Consider the following 19,708-nt stretch of genomic DNA (forward strand, 5'->3'; position numbering starts at 1 on the left):
AAGCAGTTTTTACATATAAGGTATTTATTACATAATGTGTAATGTCAAAATTACAATCGAAGTATTTATAAGATGAAAGCGTCCAGACGAAATAAGTTGCGTTTTGGAGCAAGATTTTCTTTATTCATAGTTTCATATCTCCCGTTATTTTTCATTATGTGCTTCTCTCAAATTTACTCGCACAGGGAATATCTTAACTGGGGTGGTTTCAATAAGGATAGTATAGAGAATTTTATAAAATACTTTGGAGCTGTATCTGTAATTTTCATTATGTCAGCGATAGGGGTGTTTGGATTTTTAATTTTAATCAGCAAAGTCAAAAAACGTTGTAAAACAAATGGTGTTGCTGTCAAAATAATTGATATTGAAAATAAAAACAGCGAATCGATAACTTATTTGTTTACATACTTAATTCCCTTTGTTTTTCAAGATCTATCTTCATGTGTAAATGTCGTATCAATACTTGTCCTGTTAGTTGTTACATTCATGATTTATGTCAACTCAGGAATGATATTAATAAACCCAACGATAAGCATGAAATACACCCTATACCAAATATCTTATGAAAACATAGAAAATAAAATAATAAGAAATGGAATGATAATAACTGAAAGTAGATACCTTGAAGAAGGCGACATATTAGATATAGAAGACGTTGGCCATAAACTTTTCTATGCAGATCTTATAGAGGAAGCAAATGTTAACAGCTGAAGAACTATTAGAATACGCGGAAGAAATCAGCAATGATAATGCTGCAAAAATCAGCCTGATTTTTATCATGAGAGAGCTAAAGCCTGGTATGAGATCAAATACCAGAGCGATTGATAAATACGATTTCAATGTTAAAAAAGTCTCACTATCTTCAGATGTCAGTGATTACTTCAAATCTGTTTTGTCTAATCAAATCATCACTCATTCCAGTAGAGATGATATCGAAATAAAACCGTACACCGTAATTGATGATGATATAGACAACAAAATTTACACCTATGCTTTAAATAATGCACTATCGTTTTCCAAGGTAGTAACTGAACATGTTAAGTCTGATAAAATCAGCTCAATAAATAGCTTGGAAGAAATTAAAGAAAACTTATGGGCATATTGTATAAAAGTATATAGCAATAAACGCTTTGCATACTCATTTCGCAAATTTGGAAAATCAAGAATAACAACTGACACACCTGAGGATATAATAAAAAAATTCACAGCTAGATTTGATAAATCGGATAGTGAGTTGCGACCATTTGATGGTTCAGCGATTAGTTTTGATGATAAGATTGATTGCCTCTATCTAGATGAACAGTTCTATGTATTTAAAAAGAAAAGCTTCGAGGCAATTGTTGGTCTAGAGGATGAGTTTCATGAGGTCGCACATCAGTCTTTAGAATCCATGAAGAGCTCAGATATTGTTGTCGGCTTAGAAATCATTGAAAATGAAATGATATTTATGCCATCCGTAAGAAAAACAATGACAAGTATCCGACAAAAAGGAAATGATAAAGACTTGTCGAAAGAAGAAGTTCATTCAATGAATGACGTACTAAAAAAGTTTGATGGTGTAGAGTTCACTATAAACGAAGAGGGAAAGATCGTCTTGGAGAACACAGCTGACGCTAGAAATTTTCTCAAGCTTTTAAACGACTACTATAAGCAAGGGATGACTACTAAAAAATATTACGCCACTGACTCAGGAAGCCTTGTAAGCCCACGAGGTAATAACTAAAAATGTCATATTCAACCATTTAACCTAACGTTTAGGTTAAATGGTTGAACGCTATAAAAATTGTTTAAATTCCCAACCTCTCCGCCAAACCGGAATAACGCTCGGTCTTTTTCCGTACCGCTTGGGCCAGCAGGGCGCGATCGCCGTAGAGATCGAGCCGGGCCTTGGCGCGGGTGATGCCGGTATAGACCAGCTCGCGGGTCAGCAGGGGGCTGGGGCTGTCGGGCAGCACCAGCACGGTATGGGCAAATTCCGAGCCCTGGGATTTGTGGATGGTCATGGCGTAGACGGTCTCGTGGGGCGGCAGGCGGCTGGGCAACAGCGCCCGCAATGTGCCATCCGGCTGCTCAAACCAGACCTTTAACCGGCCACTTTCATCGGGCAGGCAGAGCCCCATATCGCCGTTGTAGAGGCCGACCCCGTGGTCGTTGCGCACCACCATCACCGGGCGACCGGCATACCAGTCGCCATCGCGGGCAATCAGGCCAGCCCGTGACAGGGCCAGTTCGAGCCGCTCGTTAAGCCCCAGCACGCCGAACGGGCCATCGCGCAGGGCGCAGAGGATCTGGAAGCTGTTGAATGCCTTGAATACGGCGGCGGGCGCTTCCCCCGCGCGGGCCGCCTTCAGATAGGCTCCGTAACCGGCCACCCCCTGGGCAATCAGGGCGTCGTAGGCCTCCCCCGCCCAGGGGTGCAGGCTGATATCGGCGAATCCCATGCCCCAGACTGATTCCACCGCCGTGGCATCGCCGCTGTTGCAGGCGCGCGCCAGCTGACCGATGCCCGAATGCTGATCAAAGCGCCAGCTCTTGGCCAGCAAACAGAGGCTGTCGCGCACCGGTGCCCCCGCGGGCGAGCCCTGCAAGCGGTAGCCGGTCTGGCGGGAGAGCCAATCCGCCTGCGCCGGGCTGATGCCCTGTTCGATAAAGCTGCAGATATCGCCGAGCACGGCCCCCGCCTCCACCGAGGCGAGCTGATCCTTGTCGCCGAGCAGGATCAGGCGGGCGTGGCTGGGCAACGCATCGAGCAGGCGCGCCATCATAGGCAGGTCAACCATGGAGGCCTCATCCACCACCAGCAAGTCGAGGTGCAACGGGTTGCCCGCGTGGTGGCGGAACTGGCTGCGCCCCGGAATGACCCCGAGCAGCCGGTGCAGAGTGCCCGCCTCGGTGGGGATCGCTTCCACCCACTCGGGGGGCAGATCGAGGGCCTGCAGGGCAGAGCCGATACTCTCGGTCAGGCGCGCCGCCGCCTTGCCGGTGGGAGCCACCAGCCGGATCGCCGGTGCCTTGCCTGCTTGCAGGCCGGTCTCCACCAGAATGGCGAGCAGTTTGGCGACCGTGGTGGTCTTGCCGGTGCCGGGGCCGCCGGAGATCACCGCAAAGGGGCGCGCCGCTGCGGTGGCCGCCGCCAGCTTCTGGCCGTTGCAGCAGAGCGCCTCGGACACCAGCGTATCCAGCTTGCCAAGGTCGCTCGCCGCCTGCGCGCTGGCCAGCAGCCCCTCGATGGCGGGCCAATCCACCTCGCTCGGGAACACCAGATCGAGATACTTCTCGATAAAGTGGCGGGCCGAGAAGTCGGGGGCGAGACGGGCCTTGAGCAGCGCCCCGAACACCAGCCCGTAGTCGCGGGCAAACAGCCGCGACAGGGCCGGGGCGATCTCCGGCCATTCGGCGCGTTCACTCAAAGCGCGCAAGTGGCGGGCCACCCCCTGCTCATGATCGTGGTAGCGGGTAAGGTAGAGCCGCCCGTGCCACAGTCGCAGCGGCCAGCGCGGGGCGAGCCCGTCATCCTGCTCGGTGCCAACGAGCGGGCTTGCCGCAAACAGCGCTGGCCAGTGGGCCGGAGCCGCCAGATCAGCCAGCAGATCCCGGCTCTGCTGGGGATCCAACCCGAACGGGCGCAATGATCCAGCAGCGAGCATCTCCAGCGGCAGGCAAACATGGCCGCGCCCCAGCTCGAAGCAGGCGAGCGCAGCCCCCAGCACCAGCTCGGGGCTGCCGCCCAGATCGGCCACCAGCTTGGCAAATTGCAGATCCAGCTGGCGGATACGGCCAGCCAGCGCCAGTGTTTTCAACCGTTCAACCATCATTGCGCTGGTCGCAGTGCTGATCATGGTGCCGCTCATGCCTCTACCTCGTTTAATTCTGTTGATGACACACCGCCAGAGCGATCACCATTTCTAAACAGCTCATCCAACTCCAGCACCAGTTCACGGCTCGGGCGGGTATGGAAAATGCCCCCCTGCGGCATGCCGCGCAGGAACAGATAGAAAACCCCGCCAAAGTGCTGCTCGAAGTCGTAACCCGGCAAGCGCAGGGTGAGCAGCCGGTGCAGCGCCAGCGAGTAGAGCTGGTATTGCAGGTCGTAGCGATGTTCCGCCATCGCCCGCTCCAGCGCCGGACGGCTGTAATCGGCGGGGCTCATGCCGAGGTGGTTCGATTTGTAGTCGAGCAGATACCAGCGCCCCTGCCACTCAAACACCAGATCGATAAAGCCCTTGAGCATCCCCTGCACGGTGGCAAAGCTGAGCGGCTTGTTGCCCCGCGACAGCGGGTCGTGCTGCTGGCAGAGGGCTGTCAGCGCCGGTGCCGTCACCCGCCCCATGGGCAGGAAGAACTCCAGCTCCACCTGTTTGCGCTCGGCACTCAAGTCCCGCAGCCGTACCGGCTCGCCAAAGCCCGTTTCAAGGGGAGTATCGAGCACCGCCTCCACCTGCTGTTGCAGCACTTGGGCCCAGCTTTCGTCGAAACCATCTTGCAGCAACAAGCTGGCGATATGCTCTGCCAGCGGCTCACCAGCGGCGCTTTGAAAGTCGATAGTCTCGAACAGGCTGTGCAGCAGGGTGCCGGGGCGCGCCCCCTTCGGAAAGGTGAAGATTGAGGGCTGGGGCGCCTCTTCCGGCTGCTCGGAAGCCAGCGCGGCCGCCTCGGTAACTACCTCGTCATCGAAGCCGGGATTGGCGAGTACGCCCTTGCTGTGGCCGTGGCCCTGCGCCGCCAGCCCGGAGTAGGAGCTGATCCACCAGTCCCGCTCAAGGGAACCGCTAAAGTGACGTACCTGCGGCTCGCCCAGCTGCTCCTCCTCTGGCGGCAGCGGGGCCGGACGGGTGAGCGAGGGCTCACCGACGGCCACCCCGGGCAGCGCCTGCGCCAGCTCGGTCAGGGCGGTCGCCAGTGTCTGCGCATCCCCCTCTTCGCCCTTTTGCAGCAGGTAGCCGATAGCGGTGTGGTGCAGGTCGGTCTTCTCCGACTTGCCCGCCCCCGCCCGCACCGGCGCCAGCCCCAGCCAGGTGGCGTAAACGCCCCGGGTCAGCGCCACATAGAGCAGCCGCAGATCTTCGGCGAGGCGCTCGCGGTCGGCCTCGGCCAAGGAACCCTCGGCGCCGGTGAGATCGAGAATGGTACGATTGCCCGCCTCATCCGCCTCGTGATAGAGCGGAGTCTCGGCGGTTCTGTGGCTGCAGATAAAGGGGAGGAACACCAGCGGGTACTCCAGCCCCTTGGATTTGTGGATGGTGACGATCTGCACCAATTTCCGCTCGGATTCGAGCCGCAGTACCTGTTCAGCATCCTGCCCATTGGGGCGGCTCACCGCCTCCCCCAGCCAGCGCAACAGGGCATATTCCCCGTCCAGCTCGCTGCTCACCTGTTGCAGCAGCTCGCCGAGATGGAGGAAGTTGGTCAGCCGCCGCTCGCCGTAGGGGCTCGCCAGCAGGGAGGAGGCTAGATTGCGCCGGTGCAGCAGGGCCCGCAGCATGGCCAGCACGCCGCGGCGGTGCCAGATCTTGCGGTACTCCATAAACTCCTGCACCGCGCTCTCCCACGCCCGCTCGTCGCTGGCCAGCCCATCGAGCGCCTTGGCGTCGAGATCAAACAGGCCGGTGGCCAGCGCCGCCCGCAGGCTGCGCTCCTCGCTCGGGTTCTGGCAAGCGTGCAAAATCAGCAAGATCTCCCGCGCCTCCACCTGTTCCAGCACGCTCTCGCGGTTCGACAGATAGACGGAGGCGATGGCAAGCCGCGCCAGCTCCTGCTGCACCAGCTTGCCTTCGGCGCCGGTGCGCACCAGCACGGCGATATCTCCGGCCTTCACCGCCTTGTCGCCGATCAGCGCCTTGCCCTCGCGGGCCAGGGTCAACAGGCGGTGGATCTCGGCGGCGGTGGCGCGGGCCAGCTTGCTCTGGTAATCCCCCCGGTTGAAGGTGGGCTGGCCGCTCAGCTGCCAGCAGTGGAGCACGGGCGCGGTGGCGCCATCGAGCAGCAGCGCCTTGCTCTTGCCCTGCGCCTCCACCGGCAGGAAGGGGATATCCGCCTCATAGATAAAGGGATCTTTTGCCCGCTCGAACAGGCCGTTGACCGCCCCCACCAGCGCACTGCTGGAGCGCCAGTTGCGCCCGAGGGTGTAGTGGGCGCTCACATTTCGCCGCGCCTGAATGTAGGTAAAGATATCGGCGCCGCGAAAGCCGTAGATGGCCTGCTTGGGGTCACCGATCATCAACAGCGCCGTGTCGGTGTGGCCGCCGTAAAGCCGGTGGAAGATGCGGTACTGTTGGGGGTCGGTATCCTGAAATTCATCGATCATCGCCACCCGATAGGTGGCGCGAATGCGCTCGCACAGCCGCTCGCCCAGGCTGGAGCCAAGCGCCCCGTCGAGGTCTTTGAGCAAGTCATCGAACGAGAGCTGATGGGCCTGCCGTTTGCTCGCCTGCATCCGGCTGCGCACCACCTTGGCCGCCCGCTGCAGGATGAGATCGCGAATACCGGGACGGCTCGCCAGCAGTTCATCGATCTGGCTGAACAGCGGTAGGGTCGGCACGGCGCCCCCCTTCTTGAGGTTCTCCTCCAGCACCGTCTGGCCGAAGCGCTCCAGCTCCTTGGGAATGGCGTAGCCACTGCCCTCGTCCTGCGCCCAGTCGCTTATCTTGGCGAGCCAGCCTTCGTAGTTCTTGCCGGTGTAGCGGCTGATCTGGCCGTCGGTCTGGCGGCGGATCTCGTCCGTCTGCGCCAGCCATTCGCTCTTCACCGCAGCGATGCGGCTCATGGCCGCCTGATGGCGGGCGGAGAGGGTCTCGTCCCCCAGCGCGGGGTGGATCTCCAGCTCGCTGTTGTCGAGCCAGCTGCCCATCTCCCGCAGCAGGGCGGCGGGACTCGGCCAGAGCGCGCGCACCGCGCTGGCGAGGGTCTTGTCCACCGGATAGAACTCGGATCGCCAGTAGTCGCTCACCGCCTGCAGCCTGAGCTGGCTGTCGTCGGTGAGAAATTCGGTTTCAAAGAGGGCGCCCGACTCGAAGGCATTTTGCTTGAGCATCCGCTGGCAGAAGCCGTGGATGGTAAAGACCGCCGCCTCGTCCATCTGCCGCTCGGCAGCCAGCAGGCGGCGGGCCGCCAGCTCGTGATCCTCCACCTCGGCCAGCAGCTGGGCCAGCAGGGTGTCACTGCTGTGACCGCGCATAAAGGCGAGCCGCGCCTCATGAATACGGCCGCGGATCCGCCCGCGCAGCTCGGCGGTGGCCGCTTCGGTAAAGGTCACCACCAGAATTTCGGTCACCGAGAGGGGCCGCTCGTGGGCGCTGGGCTGACCGGCATCGGCACCCTCCTCAATGAACGGGCCGTGACCCAGCAGCAACCGCAGGTAGAGACCGGCGATGGTGTAGGTCTTGCCGGTACCGGCGGAGGCTTCGATCAGTCGTTCACCATGGAGGGGAAAACGCAATGTATTGAGCGGGTTAGCCATTATTTCAGCTCCTCCAAGGTCTTGAGCAGCGGGGTCAGGTGTTCGCGAGCCAGCGCCTGCAACTGCCCCAGCACTTCGTCATCGAGTTCGGGGAAGCAGCGGGCAACGTAAGGATCTTGCCCCTCCCCATTGATCATCCAGCCGCCATTGAAACGGGTGAGGGCCGCCTTGTCGGCCGCCTCCGGCTTGTCGGGATCCTTCTCGATCGCCTTGAGCCAATCCCAGGCGGTATTGGGGAAAAACGGCAGCGGCCGCTTCATCCCCTGCGCCCAGCACGCCACCAGCGCCGCCAGCTTGGGCCGCGCCTCGTCGGCAGCAAGAGCTGGCAGACGCAGACTCTGTTTGGCATCGAACAGCAGGGTGTCGCCGGGGGTGCCGCTCAATGAGAGGCAGAGGTGCTGGATCCAGCCCAACAGCAGATCCTTGCCGTTGAAGCTGCCGGGTTTGACCACCAGCAAACGCCCCTTCTGGGTGTCGATCCACCCTTGCAGCTGACCCTGAGTGAGGGAGATATCGATCTCCACCGCCTGTTTCTCTGCCTCATTGGCAGCAACCCATGGCCGCAGCCGGTCCGCCAGCTTGCCCATCTCGGCATCCAGATCGTCCAGCAGCAGGCTGCCGAACCACCCTTGCGGCAGCAGGCCGGTGAGCTGCAACCGCTCGCGGCGCTCGGTACTATCTCCTTCCGCCAGATGGGCATCGAGCAGCAGATCTTTCAGCTGATAATGTTGCAGGCCATCCAGTTCGAACGGCTCGCTATCCTCGATGTTGGCTTCGTTCAGTTCAAACCACACCTTGAGGCGGCGGTTAAGGAAATATTTGGTGGGCTGGCGATAGAAACGCAGCAGCTCCGCCAGCTCCAGCCCCTGCTCCTTGCCCCCCCCTCTGTTCCAATCTGGCGGCAGCGGCAGCTCGCTGCTCTGGAAGTTGGCCGCGCCGCGCACCGGATTGAGGGCGGGTAGCCAGTCGGCGGCATAGGTAAAGAGGCGCGATCCCGTCTCCGGGTAGAAGTAGTTGCGGCTGTAGGGGGTGAGCGGGTGCGCCACCATCAGGTGGTTGAGCAGCCGCTTGCCGGAGGTTTCGTCGTCCAGATCCTCATCCCCCGCCAGCACAAAGCCCTGCCGCACATAGTCGATCAGCTCCGCCAGCAGCACCGACGGCACCTTGTCGCTGTTGTCCTGCGCGCTGAAGCCCTGATAGCTGATGTAGAGCCCCTGCTGGGCACTGAGCAGCGCCTCGAGGAAGAGGTAGCGGTCGTCATCACGACGGGAGCGATCCCCCCGCCGCGACGCCACCGCCATCAGATCGAACCCCATGGGGGCCAGGGTGCGCGGGTAGACGCCGTCGTTCATGCCGAGCAGGCAGACCTGCTTGAAGGGGATGGAGCGCATCGGCATCAGGGTGCAGAAGTTGACCTGACCGGCGAGGAAGCGCTGGCTGGAGCGGGACTCCCCCAGCACGCTGCCGAGGTAATCCTGTAACAGGTCGGCGGTGATGGGCTGCTCGAAGCGGGCCTCACCGAGCCGGGTCTGCCACTCGGCCAGCTGGCTTCGAATAAGCTGGAGCTGACGCTCTTCATCCTCGTCGGCCAGATAGAAGCGCTCCAGCAGCGCCAGCAGGCAGGCGTTCCACTCGGCCAGCGGCTGCGCCTGTTGCAGCCGGGGCAAAAACTCGGCCAGCGAATCGACAAACCAGGCCAGCTTGCCGAGCGCCAACCCCTGCTGACCCTCGATATCGGCATAAGGCAAAATACCCGCCACCGGCTCGCCATCCCCCATGGCAAAGCCGAGCAGCATGCGGCGCAGGCCGAACAGCCAGCTGTTGCCGGACATGGGAGGCAGATCGAAACGGACGGGGTAGCCATCATCCAGCCCCCAGCGGATGCCGGTCTCCTGCACCCAGACCCGCAACTGGTTGAACTCGTCGTCATCCAGCTCGAAGCGGCGCAGCACGGCGGGCACCTCGAGAATGGCGAGCAGCTCCCCTGCCCCCAAGCGAGCGTTGGGTAGCCTGAGCAGGGCAAGGAAGCTTTGCAGCAGCGGGCTCTCCTGACTCGCCGCCCGATCCGAGACCGCAAACGGGATCTGCCCGCGCGCGCCAAACACCGCCTGAATGTAGGGGCCGTAGCTGTTCACGTCCGGCATCATCACTACCACATCTTTCGGGGTGAGGGTCGGATCCTGCTCGAACAGCGCCAGCAGCCGGTCGTGCAGCACTTCCAGCTCGCGCATCGGGCCGTGACAGGCGTGGATCTGCAAGGATCCATCCGCCGGATCGATGGGGCTCTTGTGCTGACTGCTGTCGAGATCGAACTGACCGGCGCCCCGTTCTGCCAGCTCCAGCACATCCTTCTGGATGGCGCGCAGCAGGCTGACATTGCCCTTGCCATCCACCTCGTCGATATCGACGAAGGCCTCGATTTGCGGCACCTCCAGCTCCATCAGCTGATGCAGGTAGTCGCGCCCCAGCTTGCCCATGGAGGCGAGCAGCGGGTTGGCGGGGCCCTGCAGGGTCTCGATATCGGTGCCGGGTTTGAGCTTGTTCTCGAGGCGCGCCAACGTCTTGCGATCCAGCAGATCCCCCCAGTAGTAGCGGCAGGGGTTGGTGACAAACAGGTGCACCTCCACCTCCGGCCGACTGCCGAGGGCCAGCAGCGCCTCCACATAGCGCGGCGGCAGCGCCGAAATGCCGAACACAAAGACCCGCTGCGGCAGCTTGCCCGGCAGATCGGCGGTACGCGCCAGCTCGTGGATAAACTCCTCGTAGAGATTGGCGCGGTGGTAACCGCTTGGAGAGAGCGCCAACGTGCGGGCCACCAGCTCGCGCCACAGCTCCGGCTGCCAATCCTGACCGCTGACCCCGGCCAGCTCCTGACTCAATCCTTCCCCCTCTTCCCAGCGGGCGATCCAGTCCGGCCGGTAGACCAGATACTGGTCAAAGAGATCCGCTACCTTCTGGCAGAGCTGCCACAGCCGCACTTGCTCGGGATCCTGGGCGGGATCCTCCTCATCTCCCCCGCCCAGATAGGCAGCGAGCGGGGCAAAGGCGGGCCTGTCCAGCAGGGCAGGCAGAATGGTCATCAGCTGCCAGCTCATGGAGCCCTTGTTGTAGGGACTCTGACGCGGTACATCCGCCAGCACCCGGGTGAACATCTCCCAGATAAAGCTGGCAGGCAGCGGAAAGTCGATATTGGCGGCGATGCCGAAGGCTTTGGCCAGCTCCAGCTTGAGCCACTGGGCCATGCCCGGGCTCTGCACCAGGATCTGCTCCCGATCGAAGGGGTGAGAGAGAGGGGCCTGCCGGATATGGTTGACCAGCAGCTCCTTGAGCAGATCCAGCTGATTGGAGTGGTAGAGGGTAAACATGGACGACTCCCGCCAATTCACAAGAGGGGATGAGCGCCGGAAAAGAGGAGCCATTTCCGTCACTTCACAAGAGAGGGAATTGTCGGGGATCGGGGGATAAGATGCAAAAGGCGCTTATGGCCAGCGACAGGCAATAGGCGGAATCATGAAGGGCGCCGCAGATTTGGCTCGCCGCCTCACTGATCCGGACAACGCAGACAGAAAAAAGCCGGTGCAGTTGCACCGGCCAAAAGGCGTTGGAAAACTTGAATCTTCAGGGCATTACCAGTTTTTGCCGAAGCGGGCATCCACACTGAAAGCCCCTGCTCCGGCCGCCGCCAGCGCCAGGAAACCACCGGCGACGGAGACGTTCTTCATAAACATCAGCATCTGCATCTGTTCGGCAGGCTGGTAGTGGAAAATAAAGGCGGCCATCAGGGTGAAACCGGCCATCAGCACCGACAGGCTGCGGGTAAAGAGACCCAGCATGATGGCAAGGCCACCACCCAGCTCCAGCAAAATCACCAGCGGCAGGATAAAGCCCGGCACGCCCATCGCTTCCATATAACCCTGGGTCCCGGCGTAACCGCCGATCTTGCCCCAGCCAGCTATCACGAACATCAGCGCCAGCAGTACACGACCCGCCAGCAGCGCAACATCTTTCATCTTGTCCATTTCACTATCCTCATTTATCTCGTATCGCCACTGACCAATCAGGGCAGGTCAAACAACAGGGCTTGAGTGGCACTGGTTGCGACCAACTCCCACCGGTATTCATCACGACTGAGTACCCCGTCGCCGGGTCGGGCAGCCAGACCGTTGGCGGTCAACTCCCCTGAAATCATCTGCAGGTAGCCGTGTCGGCCAGCCAGTGCCCACTCGAGCGTCTCGCCCGGTGCCAGCTCCAGCCGCCATACGCGGGCCTGTTGGCGGATCCGCAGCGATCCCTCCTCGCCATCCGGTGACGCCACCAGCGTCATGCCCGGTCTGGACTCGATCTTCTTCTGCTGATAGCCGGGTGGCGTGCCGAACTCGTTCGGCTCGATCCAGATCTGCAACAGGGAGAGAGGATCCGTCTGCGAGGGGTTGTACTCGCTGTGGCGGATCCCGCTGCCTGCGCTCATCAGCTGAAAATCCCCCGCCGGGATCTGCTCGGCGTGGCCGAGGCTGTCCTTGTGCTCTATGGTGCCTTGCAGCACGCAAGTGAGGATCTCCATATTGGCGTGAGGATGGGTGGCGAATCCGCCACCCGGCGCAACCAGATCCTGATTGATCACCCGCAGCACCGAGTGTCCCATCCACTCCGGGTCATAGTAGTGACCGAAGGAGAAACTGTGGCGCGCGTCCAGCCAGCCAAAGTTGGCCTTGCCCCGCGCTTCTGCGGCTCTCAATTGCATCATGGTCTGCTCCTCATCTATCCGGGGTTCGACTTAGCGGGGGTTGCCACCACCGATGCCGAACGGAATACGGAATTCGCTGCTCTGGCCAGCCAGGCTGACGGTCAGGTTGCCCTGGGCACGGCTCGGGATCCGCACCTGCTGGGTGCCCATCAGGTTGGCGTGGACCGATGCCAGCAGATCACCAGACTCGTCACGCACTTCCAGCATCGGATTGGCTTTGCCATCCACTGCGGCAGCGGCGTTCCAGTTCACAAACAGCACGCCCGGGGCGGCGTTGATGTCAGCCGGTACGGAAGCCTGGGCGAAACCTGTGGTCATCAGGCCTGCAACGGCCAGCATCTTGATTACGTTTTTCATGCTCATTCAATCTCTTGTTTTATATGTCATTGCCAAGGCCGTTTCGGCCAGAATCAATGCATCCATGCAAGAGGTTATTCAAATAGTGTGTTGTTCTTTCACCGACATCAGACAGACCGATTGGGTGTGTCACAGTGCGGAACTTCCCGCATATTTGGCCGCTCGACGTTCCTGCCGAAGCGTTGATTGAATATTAAAGTCGCTTGGCCTAACTTGTTAGCGAGATAATCTGGCAAACATATTCAAATAAATTGAAGGTGATAGATGGCCAAGGAATCGAACAAGGAGCGGGCGCTGACCCTGGAGGCAATCCGGGTGCTGGACGCCATCGACCGCCGCGGCAGCTTCGCGGCGGCGGCTGACGAGCTGGGCAAAGTGCCCTCGGCACTGAGCTATACCGTGCAGAAGCTGGAAGATGAGCTGGATGCCATGCTGTTTGACCGCAGTGGCCACCGCACCAAGTTCACCCCGGCGGGACGCATGCTGCTGGAGCGGGGCCGGGTGCTACTGGAGGCGGCCGAACATCTGGTGGGCGAAACCCGGGCGCTGGCCCGCGGCTGGGAGACCGACATCACCATCGCCGTCGATGCGCTAGTCCCGGTGCAAGCGCTCTATCCGCTAGTGGAACGGCTGGCCGAGCAGACCGATACCCGGCTCAGGTTTCGCGCCGAGGTACTGGCGGGCAGCTGGGAGTGTCTGGAAGATGGCCGCGCCGACCTGCTGATCTCCTCCATCAATCCGGACATCATGATGACCGGCATCAAGCACCAGACGCTGCGGGAGGAGGTGATGCTCTATGTCGCCCACCCCGATCATCCCCTCCATCAGGAGCCGGAACCGCTGGCGGATGAGACCCTGCGTCGCTACCGCGCCATCGCGGTGGCCGATACCGCCCTGCGCAAACCGGTGCTTACCTATCGCCTGCTCGACAAGCAGCCGCGCCTCACCGTCAGCACCATGGCGGAGAAACGCGACGCCCTGCTGGCGGGGATCGGTGTCGGCACCATGCCGCAAAGCTGGATTGAAGAGGATATCCGGGCCGGTCGACTCAAGGTGATCAGCCCCGAATATCGCCATCAGTTGCAGGTAGTGCTGGCCTGGCGGCGCGACACCATGGGCAAGGCCAAAAGCTGGCTGGTACGGGAGATCCCGAAGCTGTTTGCGGCAGTTGAAAAATAAGATGTGGTTAATAGATGCGTTAAACAAATGCCTCACTTGACACCCAATGTCTTTGCTGATTTCATTGCCGCCTCATCGAAACCATGGAATCTGTAAAAAATGAAAAAGACTTTGCTGGTCGCCCTCACCACCCTGCCCCTGTTCGCCAATGCTGGCCTGATGGACTCGCTGACTGACACCGTCACCAGCAGCGTAAAAGATGCCGCCAACACTGCCGTATCCGGCGCCGTGGACAGCGCATCCAACGAAGCCATCAAAAAGGCTCTGGATATCAAGGAAGGCGGTTCCAACAAGCAGGCGATCAAAGAGAAGCTGGGCGCACCTGCCTCCACCAAAACCGAGGCGGGTCTGGAGGTGTGGACCTACGACCTGGATGCCCTGAACAAGGCTTCTCCGCTGCTGGCCGAAACTACCAAGACCCTGCTGAAAGATACCGACGCAACCAAGAAGAACGTGGTTATCAAGTTTGAAGGGGAAACCGTCAAGAAGGTAGACCTGACCGACAAGGCTCAGGGCTAAGTTCGCTCGTCCGGTGGTATGGGCGGCACGCCTGCACCGGCGCAGATAGCAAGAGGGGGAGCATCAGGCTCCCCCTCTTTTATTGGCAATCGCCTGCGTTCAGCCAAACTCTGCAGCACAACGCAGTAAGCGCAAAAAGGTGGCCTCGGCCACCCTTTGGTTTGTCACTCTGGTGTGAAACAGCGAAGCGGTTACTGGTTCGCTTCGGCAAATTTCTTCATCGCTTCGGCATGCTTGGTCATACCATCGGCACGCTCGTTGAGGTTCTTGATAAACTCCGCCTTTTTGGCTGGATCCTCAATGCGATCATAACGTTGCTTCAGGTTGGCCTCGATCTGTTCCGGCGTCATGTTCTGCAGGCGAGCCATCTTGTCGTGACGGCCACCGTGGTGTTTGCCACCCATCATGCCGCCACCATCCATCGGGCAGTCCATCATGGCACCCGGCTGGCCGGTCGGTGCAGCTTCACTGGCAGCATAGGCACCCAGCGGCAGGCCAAGGATCAGGGTGGCGGTCAGCATGGTTTTGGTCAGCTTTTTCATGGTCTATCTCCTGTAGGGATGATTCTGGTTCGGCGCTCTTGCCTTGCCATCAAGTAAACACCCTGCAAGTGTCTGAACTTTGCCAATATCGCCCTTTTTTGTAGCAGAGTGTGGCATCGTGCGGATCTGGCACACTTTGACACAAACCGCAGGTCGGATTTTCGTATACTCGTGCCAACGCCAAGCAGGGGAGGTATTCATGAACCAGGGCAACACCCACATTCTGGTGGTCGACGACCACAGCGAGATCCGCGATCTCTTGAAGCGCTTTCTGGAACAGCACGGCCTGCGGGTCAGCTGTGCCCGGGATGGCAAGGAGATGAAGCGGCTGCTGGAGGAGCGGGAGTTCGATCTACTGGTGCTGGACCTGATGATGCCGGGCGAAGATGGCCTGACCCTCTGCCGCGAGCTACGCGCCAAGTCCAGCCTGCCCATCATCATGCTCACCGCCATGGGGGAAGAGACCGACCGCATCATAGGGCTGGAGATGGGGGCCGATGACTATCTGGCCAAACCCTTCAACCCGCGCGAGCTGCTGGCCCGCATCAAGGCGGTGATGCGCCGCACCCAGGCAGATACCCAGTCGGCAGCCGAGACCCTGACCCGGGATCTGCGCTTCGATCGCTGGCAGCTCGACATCAATCGCCGGGAACTGATCGGTGAGGATGGGGTGGGCCTGAGCCTCTCCACCGCCGAATTCGATCTGCTCAGGGTGTTTCTGGAGCGTCCGCAACGGGTGCTGAGCCGGGATCAACTGCTGGATCTGGCTCGTGGCCGTGAGGCTGTGGCGTTCGATCGCGCCATCGATACCCTGGTGAGTCGCCTGCGCCGCAAGCTGGAGCGGGATCCCAAGAATCCGGAGCTGATCAAAACCATCTGGGGTGGCGGCTATATGTTCTCTGCCGATGTTACACAGGTATAAGCGGTGGATGCGTTAAAACAGCTGTGGGCCCGGCTATGGCCCAAGGGGTTGACCGGCCAGATCATTCTGGTGGCGCTGGCGGGGCTGATCCTGATCCAACTGCTCAGTATCCAGATCTATCGCACCGATCGGGAAGAGGCTCTCGGCTTCGTCAACAGCCGCAACGCCATGCAGCGGATCATCTCGGTGGTACGGCTGCTCTCCCTCTCGCCTCCCTCCCTCTATGACGAGATCCTCAAGGCGAGTCGCAGCGAAACCCTACTGCTGCGGATTGAAGACGAACCACTGCAACCGGACAATCGCAGCCCCCGCTTCGAGCAGCTGGTGCGCTCGCGCCTTGGCTATCCCCCCGGCCTCACCGTCGAGATCAGTGCCGAGCTGAAAGAGGATACCCAGCGCAGCAAGGCGTGGGAGCACCACGCCCGCATGATGCGGGATCGCAAGGGACCACCGCCACCGCGGGATATGCGGCTCTATGGCTCCATCGAACTGCCTCAGGGAGGCTGGCTGCAATTCAGTTCGCTGGTCGACAAAGAGGTAGGCAGCTGGTCATGGCAAACCACCCTCAACCTGATGCTGGTCGCCAGTCTGGTGATCGGGCTGATGATACTGCTGTTCCGCCGGGCCACCCGCCCGCTCAAGCAATTGGCCGGCAATGCCGAACGGTTGGGACGCGGCGAGGATATCGAACCACTGCAGGAGGTGGGACCGACCGAGATCCGCGAGTCGATCCAGGCCTTCAACCGGATGCACACCCGGCTCGATCGCTTTGTGCAGGACAGAACCCGGATGCTGGCGGCTATCTCCCACGATCTGCGCACCCCCATCACCAGCCTGCGGCTGCGCAGCGAGTTTCTGGCCGATGGCGAGGACAAGGAGCGCATCCAGCAGACCCTGCAGCAGATGGAGCAGATGCTGGCGGCAACCCTCAGCTTTGCTCGTGAAGAGGGGCAACAGGAGGCCACCCGCGAGCTGGATCTGGTCAGCCTGCTGGTCAGCCTGTGCGACGACTATGCCGATACCGGCCAGCCGGTCACCTGCTTGGCGGAGGGCAAAGAGGTCTACGCCTGCCGGGCCAACACCCTGCGCCGAGTGCTGCAGAACCTGATCGGCAACGCCATCAAATATGCCGGCAGTGCCGAAGTGTCGCTGGAGCGCTGCAAGGATGAGCTGTTGATCCGGGTCTGCGACAACGGGCCGGGGATCGATCCGGCGCGGCTGGAGGATGTGTTCAAACCCTTCGTGCGGCTGGACGAAGCGCGCAATACCGAGTCCGGCAGCGTGGGGCTGGGTCTCTCCATCGCCCGCACTCTGGTTCATCAGCATGGCGGTGAACTCATTCTGCTCAACCGGCCGCAAGGGGGACTGGAAGCGCGGATCAGCCTGCCGCGGTAAGTCGTCAGGATATCCGTCAGCCTCCTCATGAGGTCGTTTGCAGCCTGCAGAGCGAGAAAAAACAGACGTCGTGCAATAAAAACGGCCGCCATCCAGAGATAGCGGCCGTATGAGATAACAACTATCAGAAGTTGTAGGTTACGCCCAGGTTGTAGCGACGACCATCCAGCACAGTGCCATAGCTGCTGTAATCCACCTTCTTGTCGAACAAGTTGTAGATCCCGGCAGTCAGGTCCAGATGCTTGTTGGCCTTGTAGACCAAGCCCATGTCAAAGAAGGTGTAGGAAGGGGTCCCATCCGCCATCTTGACCCGGCTCAGGTATTCGGAGGTCTCACCCCGGAAGTTGACTCGTGACCAAAGGTTGAGATCCTCGGTGGTCTGCCAATCGACACTGCCATTGAACATATGGCGGGGCATCTGGTTGAGGGCATGGCCTGCCAGCGGGCCGCTCTTCTGCTCCGACTGGGTAAAGGTGTAGCTGGAGCTGACCGACCAATCCTCATTGATGGCCCAATCCATCATCCCCTCGACCCCGCGCATGTTCGCCTTGTCGACGTTGACCCGATCGCTGATGAAGTCATAGCTGTGGCCATTGAGAGTACAGGCAGGCTGGTTCTTGTCGGTACAGCGGCGCACTTCGGAGATCTTGTTCTTGAAGTCGGTGTTGAACAGAGTCACCCCGGCATTGAAGCCCTGATGGCCGTTCCACAGCAAGCCAATCTCTTCACTCACGCTGGTCTCGGGTTTGAGATCCGGGTTGCCGACCAGCATGCCATCCAGGCTGCCTCCACCGGTGACCTGACCCCAGTTGGCCGCCGACATCCGCAAGTCAGGAGAGCGGTAACCGGTCGAGACGCCCCCTTTCAGGGTCCAGCTATCATCCAGATGCCACACCCCGTAGAGACGCGGGCTCCAGTGAGAGCCGTAGTTCTGATCCCGATCCATCCGTGCGCCACCGGTCAAGGCAAAGCTGTCAGTAAGTGACCATTCATCCTCGACAAACATCGCCCAGCTCCAGCGAGTCAGCTGCTCGGCAGGATTGGCCACTTTCAGGGTATTGCCCTGATCGTGCAGATCCTCATAGCGATACTGACCACCGACACTCAAGTAGTGATCCCCCAGAATGAACTGGGTGTGGGTATCGGCGATGGTGTTGGTGAGCTCCATCCTGCGGCCTGGGTTGGTGTTGGTCTCCTGCTGCAGATAGCTGCTGGAAGATCCGAACTCATATTGACCGTCATGGGTTAGCGCATAGTTGGTGCGCTCGTAGCGGTTGAGGCTATCTTTCGCCTTGGCATCCAGCGAGTTGCCGGCCGTACGATCCCGATCCTGCAGGCTGCGACTGGCTTCCAGATCGAAGCGGTTATGGTCATCAGGCTTGAAGCTGAGCACGGCCGTGCCACTGCGAGTCTCCTGCTCGGCAAAGCCTTGGGTAAATTTGTCTTCACCCCGATGAGCCAGCTGACCGTTGAAACGCAGCCCCAAGACGCCATCGATCAGTGAACCTGCGGTATAGGCATCGGTCTGAAAACTATTGCCAGCATCCTTGTTCTCCTGAAAGGTCGAATCAGCATGAACCGACCCTTGCCAGGCCAGACCGGTGGTCTTGCGGGTAATCACGTTGATCACCCCACCCATCGCATCTGACCCATAACGGGATGACATGGGCCCACGCACGACCTCAATCCGCTCGATCGCCTGCAACGGTGGCATCCAGCCTTGTTCAATACCCGGGCCATCACTATTGGGGCGCGTACCACGGCTATCTACCTTCTTGCCATCAACCAGCATCAGGGTGTATTTCGAACCCATACCGCGAATACTGATATCGCTGCTGCTGCCACCGCCAGTCACCACAACACCCGGCACATCCTTCAAGGCATCGGTTACATCCCGATATGCCCGCTTCTCCAGCTGCTCACGGGTAATCACGGAGATAGAAGCGGCAGAATCTTCGATCTTCTGCTGGAAGCCAGAGGCGGTGACGACCATCACCTCCTGCTCGGCAGCATAGGCTTGAGTCGCAAGAAGGGAGCAGATCAGCAAGGCAAGCTTGTTCGGTTTCACTGTTGTCATGTTTTAGCCTGAACGTTTTAAGTAGGAAAGTGGCGTATTCCCTTACCTCACTCGTTACCACACCCCGGCATCCTGCCAGGAACAGGATCAAAAAAGGCTCATTTGAAAAGCACTTTATTAATCAGTCCGCATTGTAACGACCCCGTTCAGATCATTCAAACAATAATCATTATCATTTGAGCGTTCCAGCTTACCTCCCTCCAGTACAGCGCACCAAAACTGGCGAGTATTAATAACTCTCTGTTTTGTATGAATAAATCCATATGAAAATAATGGAATTACCAAAAACATCAAATCCAGGCCACGCCTTGGCCAGATACAGGATTTAATTTCTGCAGTCACCTGCTACCCAGAAGAGCGCCGTTGTACTGCACTCAATGTCACTGAAAATTCCACAAACGAAAAAGCCCGGTCGAGAGACCGGGCTTTGGTGTTTGTTCTAATGTGCAACTCTGTGGGCTAATGGCAAATCGCCCATAGCAAAAAGGCCTTCCTATTCAGGAAGGCCTTTCAAATT

Annotated in this window: 14 protein-coding genes; 6 read left to right on the top strand and 8 right to left on the bottom strand. The window is 59.2% G+C overall.

The genetic code is table 11. The features are described 5' to 3' along the window. Positions 1-72 precede the first annotated feature (72 nt). Complete coding sequence (locus ACE1BR_RS12275; protein ID WP_374870630.1) at positions 73-711, top strand: hypothetical protein; 639 nt, start codon at positions 73-75, stop codon at positions 709-711. Beyond that, positions 698-1,723, top strand: a complete 1,026-nt coding sequence (locus ACE1BR_RS12280; RefSeq protein ID WP_374870632.1) for a Kiwa anti-phage protein KwaB-like domain-containing protein — start codon at positions 698-700, stop codon at positions 1,721-1,723. The genes ACE1BR_RS12275 and ACE1BR_RS12280 overlap by 14 nt, the downstream gene beginning before the upstream one ends. Before the next feature lie 64 nt (positions 1,724-1,787). Here ACE1BR_RS12280 and recD read toward each other — a convergent pair whose 3' ends face one another. The 6 genes from recD to ACE1BR_RS12310 form a co-directional block, all read right to left on the bottom strand. Continuing rightward, positions 1,788-3,851, bottom strand: a complete 2,064-nt coding sequence (gene recD, locus ACE1BR_RS12285) for an exodeoxyribonuclease V subunit alpha (RefSeq protein ID WP_374870634.1) — start codon at positions 3,849-3,851, stop codon at positions 1,788-1,790. Then, entirely contained in the window at positions 3,848-7,456 is a 3,609-nt protein-coding gene (gene recB, locus ACE1BR_RS12290; protein ID WP_374870636.1) for an exodeoxyribonuclease V subunit beta, read from the bottom strand. Before recB ends, recD begins: the two co-directional genes overlap by 4 nt. Next, positions 7,456-10,821 (bottom strand): exodeoxyribonuclease V subunit gamma, encoded by a 3,366-nt coding sequence (gene recC, locus ACE1BR_RS12295; protein WP_374870638.1) that lies wholly within the window; start codon positions 10,819-10,821, stop codon positions 7,456-7,458. Before recC ends, recB begins: the two co-directional genes overlap by 1 nt. 261 nt (positions 10,822-11,082) lie before the next feature. Next, positions 11,083-11,475: a DoxX family protein gene (locus tag ACE1BR_RS12300; protein WP_071913217.1), complete on the bottom strand. Its 393-nt coding sequence runs from the start codon at positions 11,473-11,475 to the stop codon at positions 11,083-11,085. Between the two features lie 38 nt (positions 11,476-11,513). Further along, positions 11,514-12,200 carry a pirin family protein gene (locus ACE1BR_RS12305; RefSeq protein WP_374870640.1) on the bottom strand — a complete coding sequence of 229 codons (687 nt, stop codon included), beginning with the start codon at positions 12,198-12,200 and terminating at the stop codon, positions 11,514-11,516. Positions 12,201-12,230: 30 nt separating this feature from the next. Next, the gene (locus tag ACE1BR_RS12310; RefSeq protein ID WP_374870642.1) at positions 12,231-12,563 is read right to left on the bottom strand and encodes a hypothetical protein; all 333 of its coding nucleotides are present in this window, start codon (positions 12,561-12,563) and stop codon (positions 12,231-12,233) included. 258 nt (positions 12,564-12,821) lie between these two features. Between ACE1BR_RS12310 and ACE1BR_RS12315 the strand changes: the two genes are divergently transcribed. Then, positions 12,822-13,736, top strand: a complete 915-nt coding sequence (locus tag ACE1BR_RS12315) for a LysR family transcriptional regulator (protein WP_374870644.1) — start codon at positions 12,822-12,824, stop codon at positions 13,734-13,736. 99 nt (positions 13,737-13,835) lie between these two features. Beyond that, positions 13,836-14,255, top strand: coding sequence for a hypothetical protein (locus ACE1BR_RS12320; RefSeq protein WP_374870647.1), 420 nt, complete (start codon positions 13,836-13,838; stop codon positions 14,253-14,255). A gap of 191 nt (positions 14,256-14,446) precedes the next feature. Here the strand turns inward: ACE1BR_RS12320 and ACE1BR_RS12325 are convergent, their stop codons facing one another. Beyond that, a complete protein-coding gene (locus ACE1BR_RS12325; RefSeq protein ID WP_374870649.1) occupies positions 14,447-14,797 on the bottom strand; it encodes a hypothetical protein in 351 nt (116 codons plus the stop codon). Between the two features lie 199 nt (positions 14,798-14,996). On the opposite strand from ACE1BR_RS12325, the gene ACE1BR_RS12330 reads away from it, so the two are divergent. Beyond that, complete coding sequence (locus ACE1BR_RS12330; protein ID WP_374870651.1) at positions 14,997-15,719, top strand: response regulator; 723 nt, start codon at positions 14,997-14,999, stop codon at positions 15,717-15,719. 3 nt (positions 15,720-15,722) lie between these two features. Continuing rightward, positions 15,723-17,114, top strand: a complete 1,392-nt coding sequence (locus ACE1BR_RS12335; RefSeq protein ID WP_374870653.1) for an ATP-binding protein — start codon at positions 15,723-15,725, stop codon at positions 17,112-17,114. A gap of 124 nt (positions 17,115-17,238) precedes the next feature. Here the strand turns inward: ACE1BR_RS12335 and ACE1BR_RS12340 are convergent, their stop codons facing one another. Continuing rightward, positions 17,239-19,191, bottom strand: a complete 1,953-nt coding sequence (locus tag ACE1BR_RS12340; protein ID WP_374870655.1) for a ligand-gated channel protein — start codon at positions 19,189-19,191, stop codon at positions 17,239-17,241. Positions 19,192-19,708 lie beyond the last annotated feature (517 nt).

Origin of the sequence: Aeromonas sp. MdU4, assembly GCF_041929505.1 — a bacterium.
GTDB lineage: Bacteria > Pseudomonadota > Gammaproteobacteria > Enterobacterales > Aeromonadaceae > Aeromonas.

What these genes read in the sequence shown, in the direction of transcription:
- ACE1BR_RS12275 (WP_374870630.1), top strand. Translation starts at nt 73, where the DNA reads ATGAAAGCGTCCAGACGAAATAAGTTGCGTTTTGGAGCAAGATTTTCT.
- ACE1BR_RS12280 (WP_374870632.1), top strand. Translation starts at nt 698, where the DNA reads ATGTTAACAGCTGAAGAACTATTAGAATACGCGGAAGAAATCAGCAAT.
- recD (WP_374870634.1), bottom strand. Translation starts at nt 3,851, where the DNA reads ATGAGCGGCACCATGATCAGCACTGCGACCAGCGCAATGATGGTTGAA.
- recB (WP_374870636.1), bottom strand. Translation starts at nt 7,456, where the DNA reads ATGGCTAACCCGCTCAATACATTGCGTTTTCCCCTCCATGGTGAACGA.
- recC (WP_374870638.1), bottom strand. Translation starts at nt 10,821, where the DNA reads ATGTTTACCCTCTACCACTCCAATCAGCTGGATCTGCTCAAGGAGCTG.
- ACE1BR_RS12300 (WP_071913217.1), bottom strand. Translation starts at nt 11,475, where the DNA reads ATGGACAAGATGAAAGATGTTGCGCTGCTGGCGGGTCGTGTACTGCTG.
- ACE1BR_RS12305 (WP_374870640.1), bottom strand. Translation starts at nt 12,200, where the DNA reads ATGATGCAATTGAGAGCCGCAGAAGCGCGGGGCAAGGCCAACTTTGGC.
- ACE1BR_RS12310 (WP_374870642.1), bottom strand. Translation starts at nt 12,563, where the DNA reads ATGAGCATGAAAAACGTAATCAAGATGCTGGCCGTTGCAGGCCTGATG.
- ACE1BR_RS12315 (WP_374870644.1), top strand. Translation starts at nt 12,822, where the DNA reads ATGGCCAAGGAATCGAACAAGGAGCGGGCGCTGACCCTGGAGGCAATC.
- ACE1BR_RS12320 (WP_374870647.1), top strand. Translation starts at nt 13,836, where the DNA reads ATGAAAAAGACTTTGCTGGTCGCCCTCACCACCCTGCCCCTGTTCGCC.
- ACE1BR_RS12325 (WP_374870649.1), bottom strand. Translation starts at nt 14,797, where the DNA reads ATGAAAAAGCTGACCAAAACCATGCTGACCGCCACCCTGATCCTTGGC.
- ACE1BR_RS12330 (WP_374870651.1), top strand. Translation starts at nt 14,997, where the DNA reads ATGAACCAGGGCAACACCCACATTCTGGTGGTCGACGACCACAGCGAG.
- ACE1BR_RS12340 (WP_374870655.1), bottom strand. Translation starts at nt 19,191, where the DNA reads ATGACAACAGTGAAACCGAACAAGCTTGCCTTGCTGATCTGCTCCCTT.